General features: G+C 42.6%; 16 protein-coding genes and 1 pseudogene. 10 read left to right on the top strand and 7 right to left on the bottom strand.

From position 1 onward, the window contains the following. Positions 1-41: 41 nt before the first annotated feature. The 3 genes from L4C37_RS13780 to argE form a co-directional block, all read right to left on the bottom strand. Positions 42-581: a PadR family transcriptional regulator gene (locus L4C37_RS13780; RefSeq protein WP_137375078.1), complete on the bottom strand. Its 540-nt coding sequence runs from the start codon at positions 579-581 to the stop codon at positions 42-44. Positions 582-936: 355 nt separating this feature from the next. Next, the gene (gene ppc / locus L4C37_RS13775) at positions 937-3,567 is read right to left on the bottom strand and encodes a phosphoenolpyruvate carboxylase (RefSeq protein ID WP_429768942.1); all 2,631 of its coding nucleotides are present in this window, start codon (positions 3,565-3,567) and stop codon (positions 937-939) included. A gap of 279 nt (positions 3,568-3,846) precedes the next feature. Then, positions 3,847-4,983, bottom strand: a complete 1,137-nt coding sequence (gene argE, locus L4C37_RS13770) for an acetylornithine deacetylase (protein WP_429768941.1) — start codon at positions 4,981-4,983, stop codon at positions 3,847-3,849. Positions 4,984-5,136: 153 nt separating this feature from the next. On the opposite strand from argE, the gene argC reads away from it, so the two are divergent. The 4 genes from argC to argH all read left to right on the top strand — a co-directional run bounded on the left by argC (position 5,137) and on the right by argH (position 10,484). Then, positions 5,137-6,141 carry an N-acetyl-gamma-glutamyl-phosphate reductase gene (argC, locus tag L4C37_RS13765; RefSeq protein WP_429768940.1) on the top strand — a complete coding sequence of 335 codons (1,005 nt, stop codon included), beginning with the start codon at positions 5,137-5,139 and terminating at the stop codon, positions 6,139-6,141. A gap of 11 nt (positions 6,142-6,152) precedes the next feature. Next, positions 6,153-6,941: an acetylglutamate kinase gene (gene argB, locus L4C37_RS13760; protein WP_429768939.1), complete on the top strand. Its 789-nt coding sequence runs from the start codon at positions 6,153-6,155 to the stop codon at positions 6,939-6,941. 119 nt (positions 6,942-7,060) lie between these two features. Further along, the gene (locus L4C37_RS13755; RefSeq protein ID WP_429768938.1) at positions 7,061-8,272 is read left to right on the top strand and encodes an argininosuccinate synthase; all 1,212 of its coding nucleotides are present in this window, start codon (positions 7,061-7,063) and stop codon (positions 8,270-8,272) included. Positions 8,273-8,609: 337 nt separating this feature from the next. Beyond that, positions 8,610-10,484, top strand: a complete 1,875-nt coding sequence (gene argH / locus L4C37_RS13750; RefSeq protein WP_137375084.1) for an argininosuccinate lyase — start codon at positions 8,610-8,612, stop codon at positions 10,482-10,484. Between the two features lie 202 nt (positions 10,485-10,686). On the opposite strand, the gene L4C37_RS13745 is transcribed toward argH, so the two are convergent. Continuing rightward, positions 10,687-10,938: a DUF3624 domain-containing protein gene (locus tag L4C37_RS13745; RefSeq protein ID WP_273296327.1), complete on the bottom strand. Its 252-nt coding sequence runs from the start codon at positions 10,936-10,938 to the stop codon at positions 10,687-10,689. 87 nt (positions 10,939-11,025) lie between these two features. On the opposite strand from L4C37_RS13745, the gene L4C37_RS13740 reads away from it, so the two are divergent. Further along, positions 11,026-11,373, top strand: coding sequence for a RidA family protein (locus tag L4C37_RS13740; protein WP_372264738.1), 348 nt, complete (start codon positions 11,026-11,028; stop codon positions 11,371-11,373). A 101-nt stretch (positions 11,374-11,474) separates the two neighbouring features. Here the strand turns inward: L4C37_RS13740 and L4C37_RS13735 are convergent, their stop codons facing one another. Both L4C37_RS13735 and L4C37_RS13730 read right to left on the bottom strand, forming a co-directional pair. Then, on the bottom strand, positions 11,475-12,941 hold the full coding sequence (locus tag L4C37_RS13735) for a dihydrolipoyl dehydrogenase (RefSeq protein WP_429768937.1): 1,467 nt from the start codon (positions 12,939-12,941) through the stop codon (positions 11,475-11,477). Between the two features lie 323 nt (positions 12,942-13,264). Next, on the bottom strand, positions 13,265-13,993 hold the full coding sequence (locus L4C37_RS13730; protein ID WP_137375088.1) for a glutathione peroxidase: 729 nt from the start codon (positions 13,991-13,993) through the stop codon (positions 13,265-13,267). 221 nt (positions 13,994-14,214) lie between these two features. On the opposite strand from L4C37_RS13730, the gene oxyR reads away from it, so the two are divergent. After that, positions 14,215-15,132, top strand: a complete 918-nt coding sequence (gene oxyR / locus L4C37_RS13725; RefSeq protein ID WP_273296062.1) for a DNA-binding transcriptional regulator OxyR — start codon at positions 14,215-14,217, stop codon at positions 15,130-15,132. A 108-nt stretch (positions 15,133-15,240) separates the two neighbouring features. Here oxyR and L4C37_RS13720 read toward each other — a convergent pair whose 3' ends face one another. Further along, positions 15,241-17,886: a penicillin-binding protein 1A gene (locus L4C37_RS13720; protein ID WP_429768936.1), complete on the bottom strand. Its 2,646-nt coding sequence runs from the start codon at positions 17,884-17,886 to the stop codon at positions 15,241-15,243. A 204-nt stretch (positions 17,887-18,090) separates the two neighbouring features. Between L4C37_RS13720 and pilM the strand changes: the two genes are divergently transcribed. From pilM to L4C37_RS13700, 4 genes and pseudogenes are all read left to right on the top strand, one after another. Further along, on the top strand, positions 18,091-19,113 hold the full coding sequence (pilM, locus tag L4C37_RS13715) for a type IV pilus assembly protein PilM (RefSeq protein ID WP_429768935.1): 1,023 nt from the start codon (positions 18,091-18,093) through the stop codon (positions 19,111-19,113). Then, positions 19,097-19,663 (top strand): annotated as a pseudogene (locus L4C37_RS13710) (PilN domain-containing protein); the annotation flags it as partial. The gene pilM and the pseudogene L4C37_RS13710, both read left to right, overlap by 17 nt. 130 nt (positions 19,664-19,793) lie before the next feature. Further along, on the top strand, positions 19,794-20,387 hold the full coding sequence (locus L4C37_RS13705; protein WP_137375092.1) for a type IV pilus inner membrane component PilO: 594 nt from the start codon (positions 19,794-19,796) through the stop codon (positions 20,385-20,387). Further along, on the top strand, positions 20,374-20,889 hold the full coding sequence (locus L4C37_RS13700; protein WP_137375093.1) for a pilus assembly protein PilP: 516 nt from the start codon (positions 20,374-20,376) through the stop codon (positions 20,887-20,889). The genes L4C37_RS13705 and L4C37_RS13700 overlap by 14 nt, the downstream gene beginning before the upstream one ends. Positions 20,890-20,931: the final 42 nt, after the last annotated feature.

Here is a 20,931-nt window from a genome sequence, read left to right as displayed (position 1 = left end):
CTATTCAGCTAAAAGCGATACAATCTGAACAGGGAAGAGCGTTATGCCATTGCACCTAGTTCAAGCAAAACCTCGTCAGCCCACACAATCCATGCCTCACGGATAAGTAGGTTACGACGCAGCGTTAAGCGCTCTAGACGAGCTTGCTTATCTAATGTCGCTGGTGTCGCGTAGTATGCTGCTTCAATTTCTTTGTAGTGAGAAACTAGCTTACGAGACTCTTCTACAAGTTCAGTCAGTTGAATACGGTATGCATCTGATGGTTGAACAGCACAAGCCATTAGCTTAGCTGAGAACTCATCACGTACTGTTGGGTGCGCAGTTGGTTGTTCAAACCATTCACCTAAAGCGCCACGACCGGCGTCGGTGATAGAATAAACTTTACGATCAGGTTTGCCTTCTTGAGGTTCAAGCACACAAGTTACTTGTTCATTTTGAGCCATTTTATTTAGCTCGCGATAAACTTGTTGGTGGCTTGCTTTCCAGAAGTAGCCAATGCTTGATGAAAACTCTTTTGTTATATCGTAACCAGTAGCATCGCGCGTACTTAAAACAGTTAAGATTACGTGTGGTAATGACATGTCTTTAATCCAAATGGTCAATAAACAGTAAACTAATGCTTAAACATCAAGTGTGCTTCTAATGGCACGATATGTTGGTATATGTCTAAGCAACACCAACGTATTTCGTTGGTTATGTCACCTTATAAAGCCGTTTGTCACCTAGCGCGGTAAGTTTCCTTACCTAGTGCTGTGGAATATTTTGATAGGAGTGTTTTCACAGCGGAGCGGTATTATATCTAAATAATAAGCATAAAGTGGAATACATGGACAAAATAACCCAAAAAACTGATAGAAAACTCAATAGTGGTTATTTTACAAAATAAAAAGGTCGCACGTGGCGACCTTTTGTCTTTATTTTAGTGTTAATCACTGGCTATCCGGTATTTCGCATACCTGCTGCAATACCTGCAATCGTCACCATTAGGGCTTCTTCTAGCTCTGGCGGTGGAGTTTCACATTTTCTAGTTCGGTATAACAACTCAGCTTGAAGCATGTTTAGTGGCTCAACGTAGATATTACGAAGGCGTATTGATTCAAGGCCCCATGGGTCGCTTTGCATCAAGTTTTCGTTATTCTCAACGTTCAATACTGCTTTAATGTCTTTTTGCAGTTGTTCACGAAGCAATTCACCAAGAGGAAGTAGTGACTCATCAACAAGTCGTTGATCGTAATACTTCGCGATTTCTAAATTGCACTTAGAATAAACCATCTCTAGCATACCTAAACGCGTAGAAAAGAATGGCCATTCGCGACACATCTCTTCTAAAAGAGCTTGATGGCCTTGGTCTACTGAATATTGAATCGCTTCACCAGCACCTAGCCATGCGGGTAGAACCAAGCGGTTTTGGCTCCAAGAGAATATCCAAGGGATCGCACGTAAGCTTTCAACTCCACCGTTAGGGTTACGTTTTGCTGGTCGAGAGCCAAGAGGCAGTTTACCTAGTTCTAACTCAGGCGTAGCTTGGCGGAAGTAAGGAACAAACTTTTCTTCACCACGAACAACATTACGGTAAGCTTCACAAGACACTTCTGAAAGCACATTCATCAGATCGCGCCATTCTTTTTTTGGCTCTGGTGGTGGTAGAAGGTTCGCTTCTAAAATAGCACTAGCGTATATATTAAAGCTGTTAACGGCGACTTCAGGTAATCCCAGCTTAAAGCGGATCATTTCACCTTGTTCCGTTACACGCAATCCGCCTTTTAAGCTTTTAGGTGGTTGAGAAAGTAGCGCCGCATGCGCCGGAGCGCCACCACGACCAACTGTTCCGCCACGACCATGGAATAACGTCAGTTCAATACCTTCGTCTTCACACACTTTAACCAGCTGATCCATTGCGTCATATTGAGCCCAGCCTGCAGACATTACACCAGCGTCTTTTGCTGAATCCGAGTAACCAATCATGACCATTTGGTGATTTTGGATAAAACCTCGGTACAGATCGATGCCCATTAGCTGTTTGATAACTGCTTCAGAGTTATTCAAGTCATCCAAAGTTTCAAACAACGGACACACATCCATGCGGTAAGGGCAGCCAGATTCTTGAAGAAGTAGGTGAACCGCCAGTACATCAGACGCAGTACGAGCCATTGAAATAACATAAGCACCGAAAGCTTCACGAGGCTGAGCTGCAATAATCTTACAGGTGTCTAAAACCTCTTTAACTTGTTCTGAAGGTTCCCATTCGCGTGGAAGAAGTGGACGTTTAGAACTTAGTTCATTGGTTAGGAAAGCAATCTTGTCTTGCTCACTCCATTGGTCATAATCACCAATGCCAAGGTAACGAGTCAGCTCAGAAAGAACGTCAGAGTGGCGAGTACTTTCTTGACGAACATCTAAGCGAACTAGATGTACTCCGAATGCTTTAATTCGACGTAGGGTATCAAGCAGTGAGCCATCAGCGATAACGCCCATGCCGCACTCATGCAGAGATTGGTAGCAGGCGTGAAGAGGAACCCAAAGCTGATCAATGTTTTGTAATGTCGGCTTTTTAGGCACGTCAGCGTGATGAATCTCAGCATCTAACACTTCAAGCGTATCACCAAGAAGAGTACGTAGACCTTTTAGGATGGCACGATACGCTTCGTGTTCATCGCCAGCTAATGCACGAACGGTGTCATTGCACTTTGTCATTGATAATTCAGTGATCAGTTCATTGACATCACCTAAATAGAGATCAGCGGCTTTCCAGCGAGATAAACGAAGTACTTCTTTGGTAATGGTATGAGTGACAAATGGGTTTCCGTCACGGTCACCACCCATCCAAGAAGAAAAGTGCACAGGGCGAGCATCAATAGGTAGACCTTCGCCAAAGTAGCCTTTAACGCGCTCATCCATATCACGTAGAAAATCAGGTACTGCTTCCCATAGTGAGTTTTCAACGACAGCAAAGCCCCATTTAGCTTCATCAAGTGGTGTTGGACGTTGCTGACGGATTACATCTGAGTGCCAACCTTGAGCGATTAATTGCTCTAGACGACGTTCAGTTTTAACGCGTTCTTTGTTTGATAAGTCACTTAGCTCTAGCTTCGACAAACATTGGTTAATTTTAACGAGTTTGTTGATCATCGTGCGACGAGTGATTTCGGTTGGGTGAGCCGTCAGTACGAGTTCGATATTTAAATCGCGTACTGCTTGTGCCGCATCCAACTTACTGATTTTGTTTTGGCTAAGCTTTGAAAATAAAGATTGTAGCGCGTCTGGTTCGCAAACGTGCTCTTCACAATGGCGAGAAATAGTATGGTACTGCTCTGCCATGTTTGTGAGATTTAAGAATTGGTTAAATGCGCGTGCCACAGGGGTTAGCTGTTCATTCGGCAGGTTTTTTATTTCTTCAATCAGGCTGTCACGATCAGCTTGGTTACCTGCTCTGGCTGACTTGGAAAGTTTACGTATTGTCTCTACTTTCTCTAAGATTACGTCACCATGTGCGTCTTGGATAGTGTTACCGAGCAAGCGTCCCAGCATGCTTACGTTACTCTTGAGAGCGGCGTATTTCTCGTTCATTGTCATCCTGCCTCGTAAAAAAATTACATCCATTGTTCCTTGCTAAGTACACAATCTAGCGAAAAGTGCTGTATCTAGTCAAATAAAGCATTCTAAGTTTGCAATTATTGGTTTTGGAAAATGAAGAAGTGATAAATTTGTTTTGATATAGGAATAAATTGAAATTTAATTACAACTTCTAAGTAGGAAAGGGAAAAACAGCATAAAAGCGACCTATTTGAGGATCGTTTTTATGCGAGTGATCTCTATTTTTGTTCTTAACTTAGAAGCTGGTAATAACTAGAAACAATATTTACGTATTGATTTACTGAGTACATCAATTGTTGGGTCGATGAAGTCAAAACTTAAGAACTCATCAGGTTGATGGGCTTGGTCAATTGAACCTGGTCCCAGTACTAGCGTTGGGCAAAGCTCTTGCAAGAAAGGCGCTTCAGTACAGTAGTTCACGGTTTGTGATTCAATCCCACACACTGATTCCATTCCACCAATAAATGGATGATCGTGTTGGCACTCGTACCCCGGGATTGGTTCATGCAATGGCGTTATCTCAATTCTGCCTGGCCATTTTGCTTCTACTTCTTTAAGCGCACCACGCAGCATGTTATCCAAACCATCTAGGCTGATGCCCGGTAAAGGACGAACATCATAATGCAGTTCACAACAGCCACAGATACGGTTAGCACTATCGCCTCCGTGAATATGACCAAGGTTTAGAGTGGGGCTTGGAATTGCAAAGCCGGGGTGATGGTACTCTTTAACTAACTTATCTCTCAGTTGCATTAGCGCAAACAGCACTTCATGCATAATTTCGATGGCATTAACACCTAAGGCGGGATCTGAAGAGTGACCTGATTTACCGGTTACTCGCACCGCATTAGCTACATGACCTTTATGCCCACGGATTGGTACTAGGCTTGTTGGCTCACCAATGATGCAGTAATCCGGTTTAAAAGGAGCACTTTCAGTAAAGTGTCGAGCACCCAGCATGGTGGTTTCTTCATCACACGTTGCTAAAACATAAAGTGGCTTAGATTGGTTACTCCAATCCATTTTCTTGACCGCTTCATAGATGAAAGCAAAAAAGCCTTTCATATCCGCAGTGCCTAATCCATAAAAACGGTTGTTGTGTTCTGTTAATGCATGAGGATTGAAATTCCAGCGTCCTTCATCAAAAGGAACGGTATCGCTGTGCCCTGCAAGAAGTAACCCTCCCTCACCAGAGCCCATTTTGGCAATCATATTATGTTTACCGGGTTCAACTTCTATCACTTCAACGCTGAAACCCACGTCTTTAAACCATTGCGCAAGCTTTTCAATGACTTTGGCATTGCCGTGATCCCAACTTGGTTCTGTTGAGCTAATTGAATCGGTGGATATCAGTCCTTCATAGACCTCAAGAAAACTTGGTAATTGCATAATATCTTCACTTCTACTATTGACAGAAAAACCATAAGGCGGTAAAACACATATTAAATCATATTTACTGAATAAAAAATCAAATAAAGCTAAAAATTAAGTATGATTAGTCAAATTTGAAATGTAACTTACCTCAAGAATGGATGTGTTGGGATGTTGAAAACTACGATTATCGGCGCAAGTGGCTACACAGGAGCAGAACTTGCTCTCATGGTGAATAAACACCCTGAGCTCACGCTATCAGGTTTATATGTATCCGCCAATAGTATAGATGCGGGTAAACCAATTGCAGCCTTGCACGGTAAGCTAGCTGGTTTAATTGATATGCCAGTTCAACCTCTAACGAATCCAGAACAAGTTGCACAAGACTGTGATGTTGTTTTTTTAGCGACAGCACATGAAGTAAGCCACGATCTCGCTCCTATCTTTCTTGAGAACGATTGCCAAGTATTCGACCTATCAGGTGCATTTAGAGTGAAGGGCGAAAACTTTTATCAAGAATTTTATGGCTTCGAGCATCAACATGAGCAATGGCTTGATAAAGCGGCTTACGGTTTAGCTGAGTGGAATGAAGACGCGATTAAAGAATCTCAGTTGGTTGCGGTAGCTGGTTGTTACCCAACAGCTTCACAGTTGGCAATCAAACCTTTGGTTGACGCTAACTTGCTTGATACAAACCAGTGGCCAGTGATTAACGCGACCAGTGGAGTCACTGGAGCGGGTCGTAAAGCGAGCATGGTCAATAGTTTTTGCGAAGTGAGCCTGCAGCCTTACGGTGTTTTCAATCACCGTCATCAACCTGAGATTGCTGCTCATTTAGGATGCGATGTGATTTTCACTCCACACCTTGGAAACTTTAAGCGTGGCATTCTAGCAACAATTACGATGAAGCTATCTGAAGGAGTGACGACCGAGCAAATTCAGCAAGCGTTTGAACAAGCTTATCAAGGTAAGCCTGCAGTCAGAATTCTTGAAGATAAGCTGCCTAGAATTCAAGACGTTGAAAACACACCATTTTGCGATTTAGGGTGGAAGGTTCAAGGTCAACATATCATCGTTGTGTCTGCGATTGATAACTTACTAAAAGGTGCATCTAGCCAAGCGATGCAGTGTTTAAATTTACGGTATGGCTTTCAGTCATTAACTGCGCTAGTGTAAGGAATCTTGTTATGAGCCTTAATAATCAACCATTAATCATAAAGTTAGGTGGAGCTGCATTATCTTGCACTGATACTTTAAGTCAGTTATTTGGTGCCATTTCCACTTATCAGCAACAAGCCCAACGCCCGATCGTGATTGTTCATGGCGGTGGTTACCTTGTTGATGACTTGATGAGTAAGTTAAATCTTGAAACCGTAAAAAAAGAGGGACTACGTGTCACTCCTTATGATCAAATTCCATTGATTGCAGGCGCTCTTGCAGGCACAGCGAACAAGCTACTTCAAGGGCAAGCAGTTAAAGATGGTTTGAATGCTGTTGGTTTGAGCTTAGCAGATGGTGGTTTATGTGAAATCACTGAGCTGGACCCTGAACTTGGAGCAGTAGGCAAAGCTGCTCCAGGTAATTCAGCAGTGCTTCAAGCAATTTTAGAAGCGGGCGCCTTACCTATTATCAGTTCGATTGGCTTAACTAATGATGGTCAATTGATGAATGTAAATGCTGACCAAGCTGCAGTAGCAGTAGCAGGTGCACTTGATGCTGAATTGGTACTGCTTTCTGATGTAAGCGGTGTATTGGATGGCAAAGGTCATTTGATTCCAAGCCTTAATCAACAGCAAGCCGATGACCTTATTACAGGAAAAGTGATTACTGACGGCATGATCGTTAAGGTTCAAGCCGCACTAGAAGCCGCTAACGACCTCGGTCGACCAATTGAAGTTGCCACTTGGCGATACCCAGAGAAACTGACACAACTTTTTTCAGGTAAAAGCATCGGAACACAGTTTTTACCTCAGTAGGGCTTACAACGAGTCACTACTTAAAGAATTTAGACAAAATATTTAGAACAAGCATATAACTATTAAAGTCATTTCCAACGCTGACCGCCATGTGCAGTATGGAAACTAGGAGAAAGAAAATGAGCAAAGTTAACGTAAAGAAAGTTGTAGTAGCCTACTCTGGCGGTCTAGACACATCAGTAATCATTCCATGGTTGAAAGAGAACTATGACTGTGAAGTTGTTGCGTTTGTCGCGGATGTTGGTCAAGGCGATGAAGAACTTATCGGCATTGAAGAGAAAGCAAAAGCTTCTGGTGCATCAGAATGTTACATCGCTGACCTTAAAGAAGAGATGGTTGCAGACTACATCTACCCAACGCTAAAAACAGGCGCTTACTACGAAGGAAAATACCTACTAGGTACGTCAATGGCTCGTCCAATCATCGCGAAAGCGCAGGTTGAAATCGCTCGTAAAGTGGGTGCAGACGCACTGTGTCACGGCTGTACTGGTAAAGGTAATGACCAAGTTCGTTTTGAGGGTGCATTTGCAGCTCTTGCTCCTGACCTACACGTAATTGCACCTTGGCGTGAATGGGATCTTGTGAGCCGTGAAGAGTGTCTCGATTACCTAGCTGAGCGTAACATTCCTTGTACCGCTTCTCTTACTAAGATCTACTCGCGTGATGCAAACGCATGGCACATTTCTACAGAAGGTGGCGTACTAGAAAATACATGGAACGCACCGGATGAAGATTGCTGGGCTTGGACGGTAGACCCAGAGCAAGCGCCAAACGAATCTGAAACAGTGACTTTAAAAGTTGAAAAAGGCGAAGTGGTAGCGGTTGATGGCGAAAAAATGACGCCATACAACGCACTGGTTTACCTAAATGAGAAGGGTGCTAAGCACGGTGTTGGTCGTATCGATATCGTAGAAAACCGTCTTGTTGGTATGAAGTCTCGTGGCTGTTACGAAACTCCTGGTGGCACAATCATGATGGAAGCACTGCGTGCAGTAGAGCAACTGGTTCTTGATAAAGCGGCATTCGAATTCCGTGAAGAGCTAGGTGTTAAGGCTTCTCACCTTGTATACGACGGTCGTTGGTTCACTCCTCTATGTAAGTCAATTCTTGCAGCAACAGATGAGCTAGCACAAGACGTGAATGGTGAAGTGGTTATCAAGCTTTACAAAGGCCATGCAACGGTGACTCAGAAGCGTTCTGACAACAGCCTGTACTCAGAAGAGTTTGCAACCTTCGGTGAAGATGAAGTTTACGACCAAAGCCACGCTGAAGGCTTCATCCGCCTTTACTCGCTATCAAGCCGTATCCGTGCTCTGAATAGCCAAAAGTAAAACTGAATAAAGACTTAACGCATTGCGTTAAGTCTAAAGTTTGAAAATATAGATACCGAAGCCCATTTACTATTTAAATAGTGAATGGGCTTTTTTCTTGAACAATCTGTTTAGTAAATGGGCATCGGCCTTTTGTATCCAATGACATATAATTCGCATTTCACGCTGTAAAGAGTCAACGGACGATTACCCGATGAATAAATATGTAAAAATAATGAATTAATACTTTATTTTTATTTTAAATTGCCGTAAGTTTAAACCATCAGAAAAATACTGAATCTTAATCAGAATTATTATTTGCAAAAACAGTGAGCACTGTGCAATTAGGAGATACACAATGGCATTATGGGGCGGTAGATTTACCCAAGCAGCAGACACACGGTTCAAAGATTTTAACGATTCTCTTCGTTTTGATTACCGTCTCGCTGAGCAAGACATTGTGGGCTCAATTGCCTGGTCTAAAGCTCTTCATTCAGTCAATGTTCTAACAGAAGAAGAACAGCAAAGACTAGAGCTTGCACTGAACGAGCTAAAACTCGAAGTGATGGAAGATCCAGAGCAGATCTTACGTTCTGATGCAGAAGATATTCATAGTTGGGTGGAGCAACAACTTATCGGCAAGGTCGGTGACTTGGGTAAAAAGCTTCATACCGGCCGTTCTCGTAATGACCAAGTGGCGACAGACCTTAAACTATGGTGCCGTCAGCAAGGTAACCAACTACTGCTAGCGCTTGACCGTCTGCAAAGTCAAATGGTGAACGTTGCTTCTCAGCATCAAGAAACCGTGCTTCCTGGTTATACTCACCTTCAACGTGCTCAGCCAGTAACTTTTGCTCACTGGTGCTTGGCTTACGTTGAAATGCTTGAGCGTGATTACTCTCGCTTGAGTGATGCGATTAAACGTCTAGATACGTGTCCTTTGGGTTCTGGTGCCCTTGCTGGAACCGCTTACCCGATGGACCGTGAAGAGTTAGCTCACAACTTAGGTTTTCGTCGTGCAACGCGTAACTCTCTAGATTCAGTTTCCGACCGTGACCATGTGATGGAGCTGATGTCGATTGCTTCTATCTCGATGCTTCACCTTTCACGTCTTGCAGAAGATATGATTTTCTACAACTCAGGTGAATCAAACTTCATCGAGTTAGCCGATACCGTGACTTCAGGTTCATCACTGATGCCACAAAAGAAAAACCCGGATGCGCTAGAACTTATCCGTGGTAAAACTGGTCGTGTATACGGTTCATTAGCCGCAATGATGATGACAGTGAAAGCATTGCCTTTGGCATACAACAAAGATATGCAAGAAGATAAAGAAGGTCTGTTTGACGCTTTAGACACTTGGAATGATTGTATGGAAATGGCGGCTCTTTGTTTTGACGGTATTAAAGTGAACGGCGAACGTACACTTGAAGCGGCGAAACAAGGTTACGCAAACTCTACAGAATTGGCTGATTACCTGGTAGCGAAAGGTATTCCTTTCCGTGAAGCTCACCACATTGTGGGTGTGACGGTTGTCGCTGCAATTTCGAAAGGCTGTGCACTGGAAGAATTAACCATCGCAGAGATGAAAGAGTTCTCTGAGGTGATAGAAGATGATGTTTACGACATCTTGACCATTGAATCTTGTTTAGAAAAACGTAGCGCATTGGGTGGCGTTTCCCCTAAACAAGTCGCTTATGCTGTAGACCAAGCTGAGAAGCGTTTATCGCAGCGTGACACTTCAATTGTCAAAGTACGGCCTGCTCGTTTGACCGATATAGAAGCATTAGAAGGCATGGTCGCTTACTGGGCAAACATGGGTGAAAACCTCCCTCGTTCTCGTAATGAGTTGGTGCGTGATATTGGCTCGTTTGCGGTAGCTGAGCATCATGGTGAGGTTACAGGTTGTGCATCACTTTATGTCTATGACTCTGGCTTAGCTGAAATTCGCTCGCTTGGGGTTGAAGCCGGCTGGCAAGGACAAGGGCAGGGTACTGCGATAGTGCAACACCTTGTTGATAAAGCGCGACAAATGGCAATCAAGAAAGTGTTTGTACTAACTCGTACTCCTGAATTCTTTATGAAACATGACTTCTTACCGACGTCTAAGTCATTGTTGCCAGAGAAAGTCCTCAAAGATTGTGACCAGTGCCCTCGCCAACATGCTTGTGATGAAGTTGCATTGGAAGTGAACTTGGTTGAGCAGGTTATTGCAAAAGTTAACGTTGCATAAGGTATTGATTTTATTGCACCTAAATAAAAGATTAAAAATCTGATCTTTTTTGGGAACAAATTAAGAAAAGTCCGGTCTATTAAAGTACCACTGCTTTTTCTTAGATTTATCTAAGAAAGCCCCAAAACCGATTGGTTTTGGGGCTTTTTTCTATCTGTTGTTTGGAAGTCTGTTTATTTATCTTCAATTACTTATCGGTTCGTTATTTAGTGTTTCTCTTTCTAAGAGGAAGGATTACAAATTTCATCACTAAATGAATGCTTAACAGTCCGCTAAACGCACAAGCCGCCATCATCAATGTAATGGCATTAATTGTTCTTGGATCTTCTTTGAAAAATAACCACCATATACCCCAGCTAAGAATTGATAATACTGTGAGTTGATTCATACAGCGTTGACAACGACCAAGCTTCTGCGTGATTTTTTCAGTTTTATTGCATCTAACACATGTCATATTAGGCTTAATTCGCGTTATGCTTATTACCTAAATAATAACACGTCATCGGGTTTTTAATTACGGTGACTTAAAGAGAGAAAGTTGATGATTGAGCGCCAAGAAACGAAACAACGCATGAGCCGTATTGTTAAGCACAATGGTACGATTTATTTATGTGGTCAAGTATGTGCCGATGCTACTCAAGGCATTAAAGAGCAAACTCAAACTATGCTTGATAAAGTGGAAGTTCTCCTTGAGCAAGCTGGAAGTGACAAAGAACACATGTTGTCAGCGACTATCTACATTAAGTCTATGGATGATTTTCAAGAGATGAATGCTGTATGGGATGCATGGGTTCCTGAAGGTCACGCTCCTGCTCGCGCATGTGTGACGGGTGATATGGCTCGTGAAGCGCTACTCGTTGAGATTTCTGTGATTGCTGCTGAGAAGTAATATCAAAGCCAGTAAGAAACAAAAAGGAAAGCCAATGGCTTTCCTTTTTAGTATCTAAATCTTGCTAACAGATCATGGCTATCTGTCTCTATGACCTGAAATTAACAACCAGGACCACAATCTAGACAATGTTTCACCATCTCTGGGCCTAGGTGCAGTTTCGCATTGAGGTCACGTAATGCAGTTCGTACACCTTCTTCGATTACTGGGTGGTAGAACGGCATATCTAGCATTTCAGAAACCGTCATCTTGTTCTGGTGTGCCCATGCTAGTAAGTGAGCCAAGTGCTCTGCATTTGGTCCCATCATTTCAGCACCAAGGAAGCGCCCTGTACCTTGCTCTCCGTAAACGTGCAGAATACCTTTGTTACGTAGCATCACTCGTGAACGACCTTGGTTTTCGAAAGACACCTCACCGGTTGCGAAGCACCCACAAGTACCTAAACGCGTTGTGATCTCTTTGTACGTTTCACCAACCATTGCGATTTGCGGATCAGAGAATACTGCTGAGATTTTAGAGCGGCGTAGACCTGCACGAATCTCAGGGAAGCGACCTGCATTATCACCGGCAATACGTGCTTGGTCTGCTGCTTCATGCAGTAGAGGCAATTGGTTGCTTGCATCCCCCGCAATAAATACTGATGGTAGCGATGTTTGTAGCGTATAGTGGTCTGCAACTGGCACACCACGTTCATCAAGTTCTAGAGAGGTATTCTCTAGGCCAAGCTTGTCTGTATTTGGACGACGACCTGTAGCTGCCAGTACGTATTCAACGACGTTAGTTTCTAATTCACCTTGCTTATTGATGAACTGGATTTCGACGCGATCTTCACCCGATTCAGTGGTAATGCGTTTCATGCTTTCGATTTTCACGTCGGCATCTAGGTAGAACTCTTCATTGAAGGCTTTATCTGCATACGCCATGATCTCAGGGTCGGTAACTGGACCTACTTGACCGCCTAAACCGAACAATTTTGTTTTAACGCCTAAGCGGTGTAGTGATTGACCAAGTTCTAGGCCAATAACCCCTGGTCCAAATACCGCTACTGATTCTGGCAAATCATCCCAGCTGAACACATCATCGTTAATGATAAGGCGATCACCAAGCTCATTCCAAACTGCAGGATAAGCAGGACGAGAACCGGTCGTGATAACAATACGTTTTGCAGTGATCACTGTATGATCATCAACCTGTAGCGTGTTGTCGTTTAGGAACTTAGCGTAACCAGAGATTTTGTCTTGCTCTGGGATTTCATCAACACCTTCTAAAACAAAACCAACAAAACGGTCACGTTCAAACTTCACTCTGTCCATCACTTCACGACCGTTAATCACAATACCACCTTGTGGGTGAACGCCAAAAGCCGGCGCCTTCTCAATTTGGTGTACGCTTTCAGCTGCTGCAATAAGCAGTTTAGATGGCATACAACCAACACGAGCACAGGTTGTGCCGTAAGGGCCGCCTTCAATCATCACAACACTGTCAGTGTGTGCTTTTGCAGCGCGGTAAGCCCCTAAACCTGCTGTACCGCCCCCGATAACTGCTACATCTACATTGACTTGTTTCATAATAATTTTCTCGCAATGGCTAAATTTAGTTTGAACAAACCCCTCCAACTCTGGTGATTTCTTGAGAGTCAGGATCGCGGGTCAGTTTTGTGATTCTGTTTTATTAGGTTTAGCTTGTGATTCAGCTTTTGTTACTAACCGATTCTTGTTGTTAACTCTTCTTTTAATTAACTATAGGTTAGTTAAAAGCGGGCGAGCCACAGGCTATATTCTTTTTCCAAAACTCAGATAAGAGTGGTTTGGAATCGCTAACCCACAAGAAGGTGGGTTAGCGGTATTACTTAGGTTATTTAATTGCTAGGCGTTTATTAGCGACTAAGTGATTAACCTAGGAAAGCTTCTAGTTCTTCGCTGCCACCGATGTGTTTGCCACCGATGAAGACTTGAGGAACGGTAGTGCGACCAGAGATTGCACGTAGGCTTACTGTTGTTGCATCTTTACCTAGAACCACTTCTTCGTAGTTTAGGCCTTTGTCGATTAGGTTCTGTTTCGCTTTCATACAGAAAGGGCAGCCTGGTTTAGTGAATACTGTAATTGACTCTTGCTCTTTGTGCTCAGGAGCTATGTGGTTAAGCATAGTATCAGCATCAGAAACCTTGAACGGGTCGCCTGGTACATCTTCTTCGATGAACATTTTTTCTACCACGCCGTTTTTAACCAGCATGCTGTAGCGCCATGAACGTTTGCCGAAGCCGATGTCGTTTTTCTCAACTAGCATACCCATACCATCTGTGAAATCACCGTTACCATCTGGGATGAATGTGATGTTTTCAGCTTCTTGGTCTGCTTTCCAAGCGTTCATTACGAATGTGTCGTTTACAGAAACACATAGAATGTCATCAACACCGTTTTCTTTGAATACAGAATGTAGTTCGTTGTAACGAGGTAGGTGGCTTGAAGAACATGTTGGAGTAAACGCGCCTGGTAGGCTGAATACGATAACTGTCTTGTCTTTGAATAGCTCTTCCGTCGTTACGTTAACCCATGCATCACCTTGGCGAGTTGGGAATGTTACTTGAGGGATTGATTGACCTTCTTTAGATGCAAACATATTGATTTCCTTAAATAGTATTTTAATTTTGTTCTATCAGAGCTTAACGTTTTTCTTTGCTCTGTTTCGTTTCGTTGAGCCCATTATTAGATAAATCCTTTGATAGCTCTAATCGTTTGATGTTATGGTTTTGATAGGTAAATTCTATCAAAAGTATTTTATCCCCAAATATTCCTATTCAGACCCTTGTTCTTATTAAAACCAGAGGTAAGAGGCAGATCATGAACATTCGTGACTTTGAATACTTAGTGGCTCTTGCAGAGCATAAACACTTTAGAAAAGCCGCCGAGGCGTGCTTTGTCAGCCAACCAACGCTTAGTGGGCAAATCCGTAAGTTGGAAGATGAAATAGGTTTACAGCTAACAGAGCGTAGCCCAAGAAAAGTGATTTTTACAGAATCTGGTTTACAGCTTGTAGAGCAAGCAAAGCGTATTTTAGCCGAAGTAAAAACATTTAAAGAGATGGCAAGTGGGCATGGTGAATCAATGACAGGTCCGATGCATATTGGATTTATTCCAACAGTTGGTCCTTATATCTTGCCTAAAATCATCCCTCATCTAAAAGAAAATTTTCCAGATCTTGAGCTTTATCTGCACGAAGCGCAGACACATCAGTTAGTGAGCCAACTAGAAGATGGCAAGCTTGATTGTTTGGTACTGGCTGCGGTTGATGAAACGGCTGCTTTCAAAGAGATTGATGTTTATGATGAGCCGCTGAGCGTTGCGGTGCCGTGTGATCATGAATGGGCTAAGCAAGACAGCGTTGATATGTTGCAGCTTAATGGTCAAACCGTTTTAGCTTTAGGGGATGGTCATTGCTTGCGTGATCAAGCATTAGGCTTTTGTTTTGCTGCGGGTGCTAAGGATGATGAAAGATTCAAAGCCACGAGTTTAGAAACGTTGCGAAATATGGTGGCTGCTGGTGCTGGAATTACACTATTACCTGAGTTGTCGCTGCCGAGTGAAAAGCAAAAAGATGGTGTGTGTTATTTGCCGGCGGTAAATCCTACTCCATCGCGACGTATTGTTGTGGCGTACCGACCTGGTTCACCGTTAAGACCTCGTTTTGAACAGTTAGCTGAAGTGATTAGTCAGCAATTAGAGCGAGTCACTCTTGTTCACAGTAGCTCTCGTTCATAAATCACATACACCGATGTGGTGAGAGTCAGCTTCTACTATTAAGATTAAAAAAGGGCAGATATTGAGTATCAATATCTGCCCTTTGTTTAGATCAAATGAACGGTTTCGTTAAAAAAGCTCTTCTTCAGCTTCACCAGACGAAGTTGAATAAATGTCATTGCTTAATGTTTCATTTATGAACTCTGTTGGCTCTGTGCCTTTTAAGAAATATTCAAACATAGATGACCCATCAGACTTGTTGGTTAACAGACCCGTTTCACGATCGATCCTTACTCTTACAATATTCTCGGGTAATGATTTTCTCTGAGCTGGCACATCAGCCAAAGCAGTACTCATGAAGTCTACCCAAGCAGGTTGTGCAGTCTTAGCACCGGCTTCAGCACCTGTGGTTTGACCTTTACCAAGGTTATTGTTGGCTTTTGTTCGACCTAATTTACGATTGTGATTATCAAAACCAACCCAAACTGTTGCTACAAGACCCGGTCCGTAACCGCTATACCAAGTATCCTTCGAATCATTGGTTGTACCGGTCTTCCCGCCAATGTCACGACGCTTGAGTGGTTGAGCACGCCAGCCGGTACCATTCCAGCCGGTCCCTTCTCGCCAGTTACCGCCACCCCAAATATTGCTATACATCATTTCACGCACTATGAATGCTGTTTGTTCGGAAATAACTTGAGGGGCGAATTGTGGCTCAGCTAATACATCTTGTTCATTAAATTCATCAGCGATAGAGCCTGTCGGAAGTTCAGCCTCTGTTAGGTCCATGTTCTCTGAATTATCAGATTCTAGCGATAATAGGTCAGCTAAATCAGTCTGTGTTTGGCAGTCTTGATGACAAACCACTTTAGGCTGAGCTTCAAATTCAACCTCACCAAATGGAGTTTCTACATGGCTAATGTAGAAAGGTTCGACGTAGTAGCCACCATTTGCAAATACAGAATACCCTTGAGCCACTTTCATTGGCGTTAAGCTACCAGCACCAAGTGCGATAGTTTCTGAACGTGGTACTTCATCAATATCAAAACCAAAACGGGTAAGGTAGTTTCGAGTGTCATCTAAGCCGACTTCTCGTAATACTCTCACTGCCATCACGTTTTTCGATTGAGCCAAACCAATACGTAGGCGAGTTGGTCCTACATAAGTGGGGGGTGAATTTTTCGGTCTCCATGCAGTACCTTGGCTTTTATCCCATTTGTTTATTGGTGCGTCATTGATTAATGAAGCCAGTGTTAAGCCTTTATCAACAGCAGCAGAGTAAATAAATGGTTTGATACCGGAGCCGACTTGTCGGACGGACTGAGTTGCACGGTTGAACTTATTATGGACGAAGTTAAAGCCACCTACCATAGACAAAACCGCACCATTATCAGGATTCATGGCAACAAAGGCGGTATTAGCGTTAGGAACTTGGCTTAAACGCCAGATAGCTTGAACTGTTTCAGAAGCCTCTTCCTCGGTAGTGATATCTGTTTCAACCTCAGACTCTTCAGGGGATTTTTCAGCGTTATCATCAACGCGACGGACCCAAATCTGTTCACCTTGTGCAAGAATATCTTGCGCTTTTTTAGGTGCAGACCCTTGACGTTCATCGGTTAAAAATTTGCGAGCCCAATTCATGTTTGACCATTCAATGGTCACTTCGCCTTTATTCTTCACCCATGCGGTTACAGTTTTATCGGAAACAGCAGTGACTACAGCTGGTAGAAGAGCCCCATAAGTCGGTTGTGATTTAAGGTGCTTGATGATCTGTTCTTGATCCCAAGTAGGTTGCTCTGTTTGCCAGAGTACTTTTTCCGCACCTCGGTAACCATGACGCTCATCGTAAGCTAAAAGGTTATTAATCGCGGCTCTATTTGCGGCTTTTTGCAGTTTAGAATCAATGGTTGTGTAAACCTTCATACCTGAAGTATAAGCATTTTCACCGTATCGCTTTACCATCCAAGCTCGTGCAACTTCTGCTACATAAGGGGCGCTTAACTTAATTTCAGCTCCGTGATATTTCGAAGTTAACTCTTCAGCTCGTGCTTCATCGTATTCTTCTTGAGTAATGTAGCGCTCATCAAGCATACGCATTAAAACGACATTTCGACGGTTGGTCGCTCGTTCGACTGAATAGATAGGGTTCATTGTCGAAGGAGCTTTAGGCATACCAGCTAAAGTCGCAAGTTCACTAAGAGTTAAATCAGGAAGATCTTTCCCGAAGTAGACACGACCAGCTGCTCCAAACCCGTATGAGCGGTGACCAAGAAAAATCTTGTTTACGTATAACTCTAGGATTTCTTCCTTACTAAGAAGTTGCTCAATATGGATCGCAATGAAAATCTCTTTAATCTTACGCATGATCTTTTTCTCATTAGATAAGAAAAAGTTACGCGCAAGCTGTTGAGTAATAGTACTGGCACCTTGCTTCGCAGAACCTGACATAGCAACCACTAGAGCAGCACGAGTAATACCAATTGGATCGATTCCCGGGTGGTCGTAAAAACGGCTGTCTTCGGTTGCGATCAAAGCTTCAATTAAGTGCTGTGGAATATCTTCATATTTCACTGGGTTACGGCGTTTTTCACCAAATTGTGAAATCAATTTACCGTCTTGACTGAAAACTTGCATGGGTGTTTGGAGTTCGACATCGCGCAATGTTGCAACATCTGGCAATTCAGGTTTTACATAATAATAGAACCCAAAAATTGTACCGACTCCAAGAATCATGCAAATCAATGTAAATATGAATAATCGCTTTATGAACTTCACCGGATAATCCCTGATTTGTTAAGGCTGATAGGCAGCAATCTCTTGTACTCTAGGCTAAAAATTAGCTTTCGTTTATTAACGCTTATTTAACTAATAATCTCAACCCCTTAGAACTAAGCCAACGATAAGCTAACTCAATAAAAAGTTAAGACATAGATAATGTTAGACCATTGTCTCAAGTCGAGGCTTTAGGAGCTAGGTAAAATGGGTTCATCATCAGTCATCGGTATAGATATAAGTAGCCACAGTATTAAAGCCGTGGTTCTCAAACCCGTAGGGGAGTTATATGCATTAATTGGATATAAAGAGCTTCCTATTTCGGACGACATTTTCTCTGATAATCATACCTTCGAGTATCAGAAAATTGTAAAGAAACTCAAAGAACTTAAAAAAGAGTTACCTTTGTTTAGTCGAAAGGTCGCCATTTCCATCCCTGACAATTCTGTTATTAGCAAAGTACTTCAAATTGAAAGCGAACTGGAAGATAGAGAAAAAGAGTTCTCTATTTACCAAACCTTCGCTCATCAATCTCCATTTCCAATCGAAGACCTCAGTTTAGATTTCGTCAAAGTTGAAGAAAAACGCTTTGGTAAAAGTTCAACGACAAGCTATCAGGTCTACGCGACTCGAAAAGAAGTCGTAGAAAGTCGGTCTTTGGCTATAAAGAAAGCAGGGCTAGAACCTGTTGTTGTGGATATTCATGCTCATGGGTTATTGAATATCTGGCAATTAGCGTCTCAGTTAAATCCAGATAAAAAAAATTGGTTACTTGTTGATGTAGGCCTGAATCAACTGTCTTTGGGGATTATGCCCCAGGGTGGTTCTTCTTTTTATAAAGACATTTCATTTGGTAGCCACTCAACAAACTCAACGGGCGAAGGTCACCCTGCGAGTGCATTTGGTAGTGCCGAAGAAAATCAAAAATACATAAATGATTTCATTGAGAAGCTAAAGCGGCAACTACAGCTTTATTCTTCAGTTAACTCTACGCACCCTCTTTCTGGAATTTGGTTGATGGGGGAAAGTGCAAATACACCAATGCTAATTGAAGAGCTCGAAAGGCAGCTCGGTTTGAGTTGTGAGCTTCTGAACCCTCTTTCTCTATTTGAGAATAAATTATCTAAAAAACGTCGCATGCATACTGATTGGCAAAGTTTTGGCATCGCTGCTGGAATGGCTATCAGTGGGCTTAAATGGGGAGAGGTGAAGCATGTTGCATCAAGTTAACTTATTGCCTTGGCGTGATGAGATCCGGGCTCAACATAAAAAACGTTTTATCAACCTTGTTGTGCTAGGAACCCTAGCGGCCGTGATTGCTCAGTGGATGGTGGGTAACTACTTTCATGAGCAGAAATCCGAACAACAAGCTCGCTTGAACTATTTGCAGCAATACATTGCTCAACTCGATACCCAGATCCAATCATTAAAAGTGGCAGAACAAGAACACAAATCGATTCTGACTCGTTTAGATGTGGTTGAGTCTCTTCAGTCGGGAAGAAATAAAACGACAGAGTTCATGAACTTAATGCCGAACCTAGTCCCTGAAGGTGTTTATGTCGATAAAATTAAGATGAATGGTCAAGAAGTTGAAATGTCAGGGATCAGTGATAGTACGGCTCGTTTAGCAACGATGTTAGACAACCTTGAACGTTCAGAGTCTTTAAGTGATGTTGAGATGCACTCCATCGTACATAACAAAGAACGCTTTAATAAAGAGTTTCAGACGTTCAAAGTCTCTTTCATGTTTACGCCTATATCTTTGCAAAAACCTCTTGAAGCTGCCGATACAACAGCTAAGCAGTCGGCAATGAAAGCGTCGTCGATAGCCAATGAACAATACCTCTCTGTGGGCGTTAGTAAGCTAGCACCTAATCAGATGGTATACCTCGTGAATCAGGAGGTCTCGAATGGTTAGTTTACAAGAACTTGATATTGATGAAATTACAGAGTGGCCGTTATTTCCTCAAGTGCTCGTGGTTTTATTACTGATGTTCATTATCCAAGGTTTTGGCGTTTGGTTTTATTTGATGCCACAAAATGATGAGTTAGAGGGGCTAAAGCAACAAGAGCAAACATTGAAAACGACGTTGCGAATTAAAGCGAATAAAGTTGCCACCTTGCCTCAACTGCAAAAGCAGCTAAATGAGTTAACTAGCCGTTATGACTACTTACTGCAGCAATTGCCTGTTCAAAAAGAGTTGGCAAGCATGTTGGCTGCGGTTAATGAACTGGGGCTGGATAATAAGCTGACTTTTACTCGCATTGATTGGGGAGAAAAACAAAATAAAGAGTTTCTTTATCGCTTACCCCTCAATATCGAACTAACGGGTGATTACCATGAAATTGGTGATTTTTCCGCAGCAATTGCCAAGCTACCAAGAATTATCAGTTTTGACGATGTGAATTGGCAACGAGTGAGCCAAGAAAGTAGCACGCTTCACTTTCGCGTCAGAGCTTATACCTACCAGTTTAAACCGGAGGTCAGAGATGAAGCCCAGTAAACTGGCTTATTTGAGCCTGATATTAATGCTTGTAGGTTGTAAAGCGAATCAAGATTCCTTGGAAGAATATGTATCAAAGGTTGAGGAGCAAGCAAGAAAAGAAGTTGCTCAGTTAAAACCAGCTGCCGAATTTATTGCTGCAACTTACGATCCGAAAATATCTAGAGGACCTTTTGTTTTACCCAAAGAAGCGATTGTGCAAGACCAGCCAATTGTTAAAAAAGACTGTTGGCAGCCAAGTTATCGTTCTAAAAATGGGAAGTTGGAAAAATACCCACTTAGTAAACTGCGTTTAAAAGGGGTCATGGGAAGCGGTTCTACTGTTTCTGGATTAGTTCAAACTCCTGTTGGTAATGTGGTGAAAATTCAAAAAGGTCAGTTCATTGGGTTGAATAACGGTCGCGTAACAAAAGTGACCAGTAAATATGTACTGATAAATGAAACCCTTCCAGATGGTCTAGGTTGTTGGCATAAACGTAACGTCAAGCTCGCTTTGAAGTGACCCAATTTCACACGATGTGGATATGAGATTTAATTATGATTA

Origin of the sequence: Vibrio kagoshimensis (assembly GCF_050337535.1) — a bacterium.
Taxonomy (GTDB): domain Bacteria; phylum Pseudomonadota; class Gammaproteobacteria; order Enterobacterales; family Vibrionaceae; genus Vibrio; species Vibrio gallaecicus.
Note: the sequence above shows the minus strand (reverse complement) of the source record. Positions and strands in the feature narration are given on the sequence as shown.

Bases quoted from the DNA above. Each gene is read 5' to 3' on its own strand.
- L4C37_RS13780 (WP_137375078.1), bottom strand. From the start codon at position 581: ATGTCATTACCACACGTAATCTTAACTGTTTTAAGTACGCGCGATGCT.
- ppc (WP_429768942.1), bottom strand. From the start codon at position 3,567: ATGAACGAGAAATACGCCGCTCTCAAGAGTAACGTAAGCATGCTGGGA.
- argE (WP_429768941.1), bottom strand. From the start codon at position 4,983: ATGCAATTACCAAGTTTTCTTGAGGTCTATGAAGGACTGATATCCACC.
- argC (WP_429768940.1), top strand. From the start codon at position 5,137: ATGTTGAAAACTACGATTATCGGCGCAAGTGGCTACACAGGAGCAGAA.
- argB (WP_429768939.1), top strand. From the start codon at position 6,153: ATGAGCCTTAATAATCAACCATTAATCATAAAGTTAGGTGGAGCTGCA.
- L4C37_RS13755 (WP_429768938.1), top strand. From the start codon at position 7,061: ATGAGCAAAGTTAACGTAAAGAAAGTTGTAGTAGCCTACTCTGGCGGT.
- argH (WP_137375084.1), top strand. From the start codon at position 8,610: ATGGCATTATGGGGCGGTAGATTTACCCAAGCAGCAGACACACGGTTC.
- L4C37_RS13745 (WP_273296327.1), bottom strand. From the start codon at position 10,938: ATGACATGTGTTAGATGCAATAAAACTGAAAAAATCACGCAGAAGCTT.
- L4C37_RS13740 (WP_372264738.1), top strand. From the start codon at position 11,026: ATGATTGAGCGCCAAGAAACGAAACAACGCATGAGCCGTATTGTTAAG.
- L4C37_RS13735 (WP_429768937.1), bottom strand. From the start codon at position 12,941: ATGAAACAAGTCAATGTAGATGTAGCAGTTATCGGGGGCGGTACAGCA.
- L4C37_RS13730 (WP_137375088.1), bottom strand. From the start codon at position 13,993: ATGTTTGCATCTAAAGAAGGTCAATCAATCCCTCAAGTAACATTCCCA.
- oxyR (WP_273296062.1), top strand. From the start codon at position 14,215: ATGAACATTCGTGACTTTGAATACTTAGTGGCTCTTGCAGAGCATAAA.
- pilM (WP_429768935.1), top strand. From the start codon at position 18,091: ATGGGTTCATCATCAGTCATCGGTATAGATATAAGTAGCCACAGTATT.
- L4C37_RS13705 (WP_137375092.1), top strand. From the start codon at position 19,794: ATGGTTAGTTTACAAGAACTTGATATTGATGAAATTACAGAGTGGCCG.
- L4C37_RS13700 (WP_137375093.1), top strand. From the start codon at position 20,374: ATGAAGCCCAGTAAACTGGCTTATTTGAGCCTGATATTAATGCTTGTA.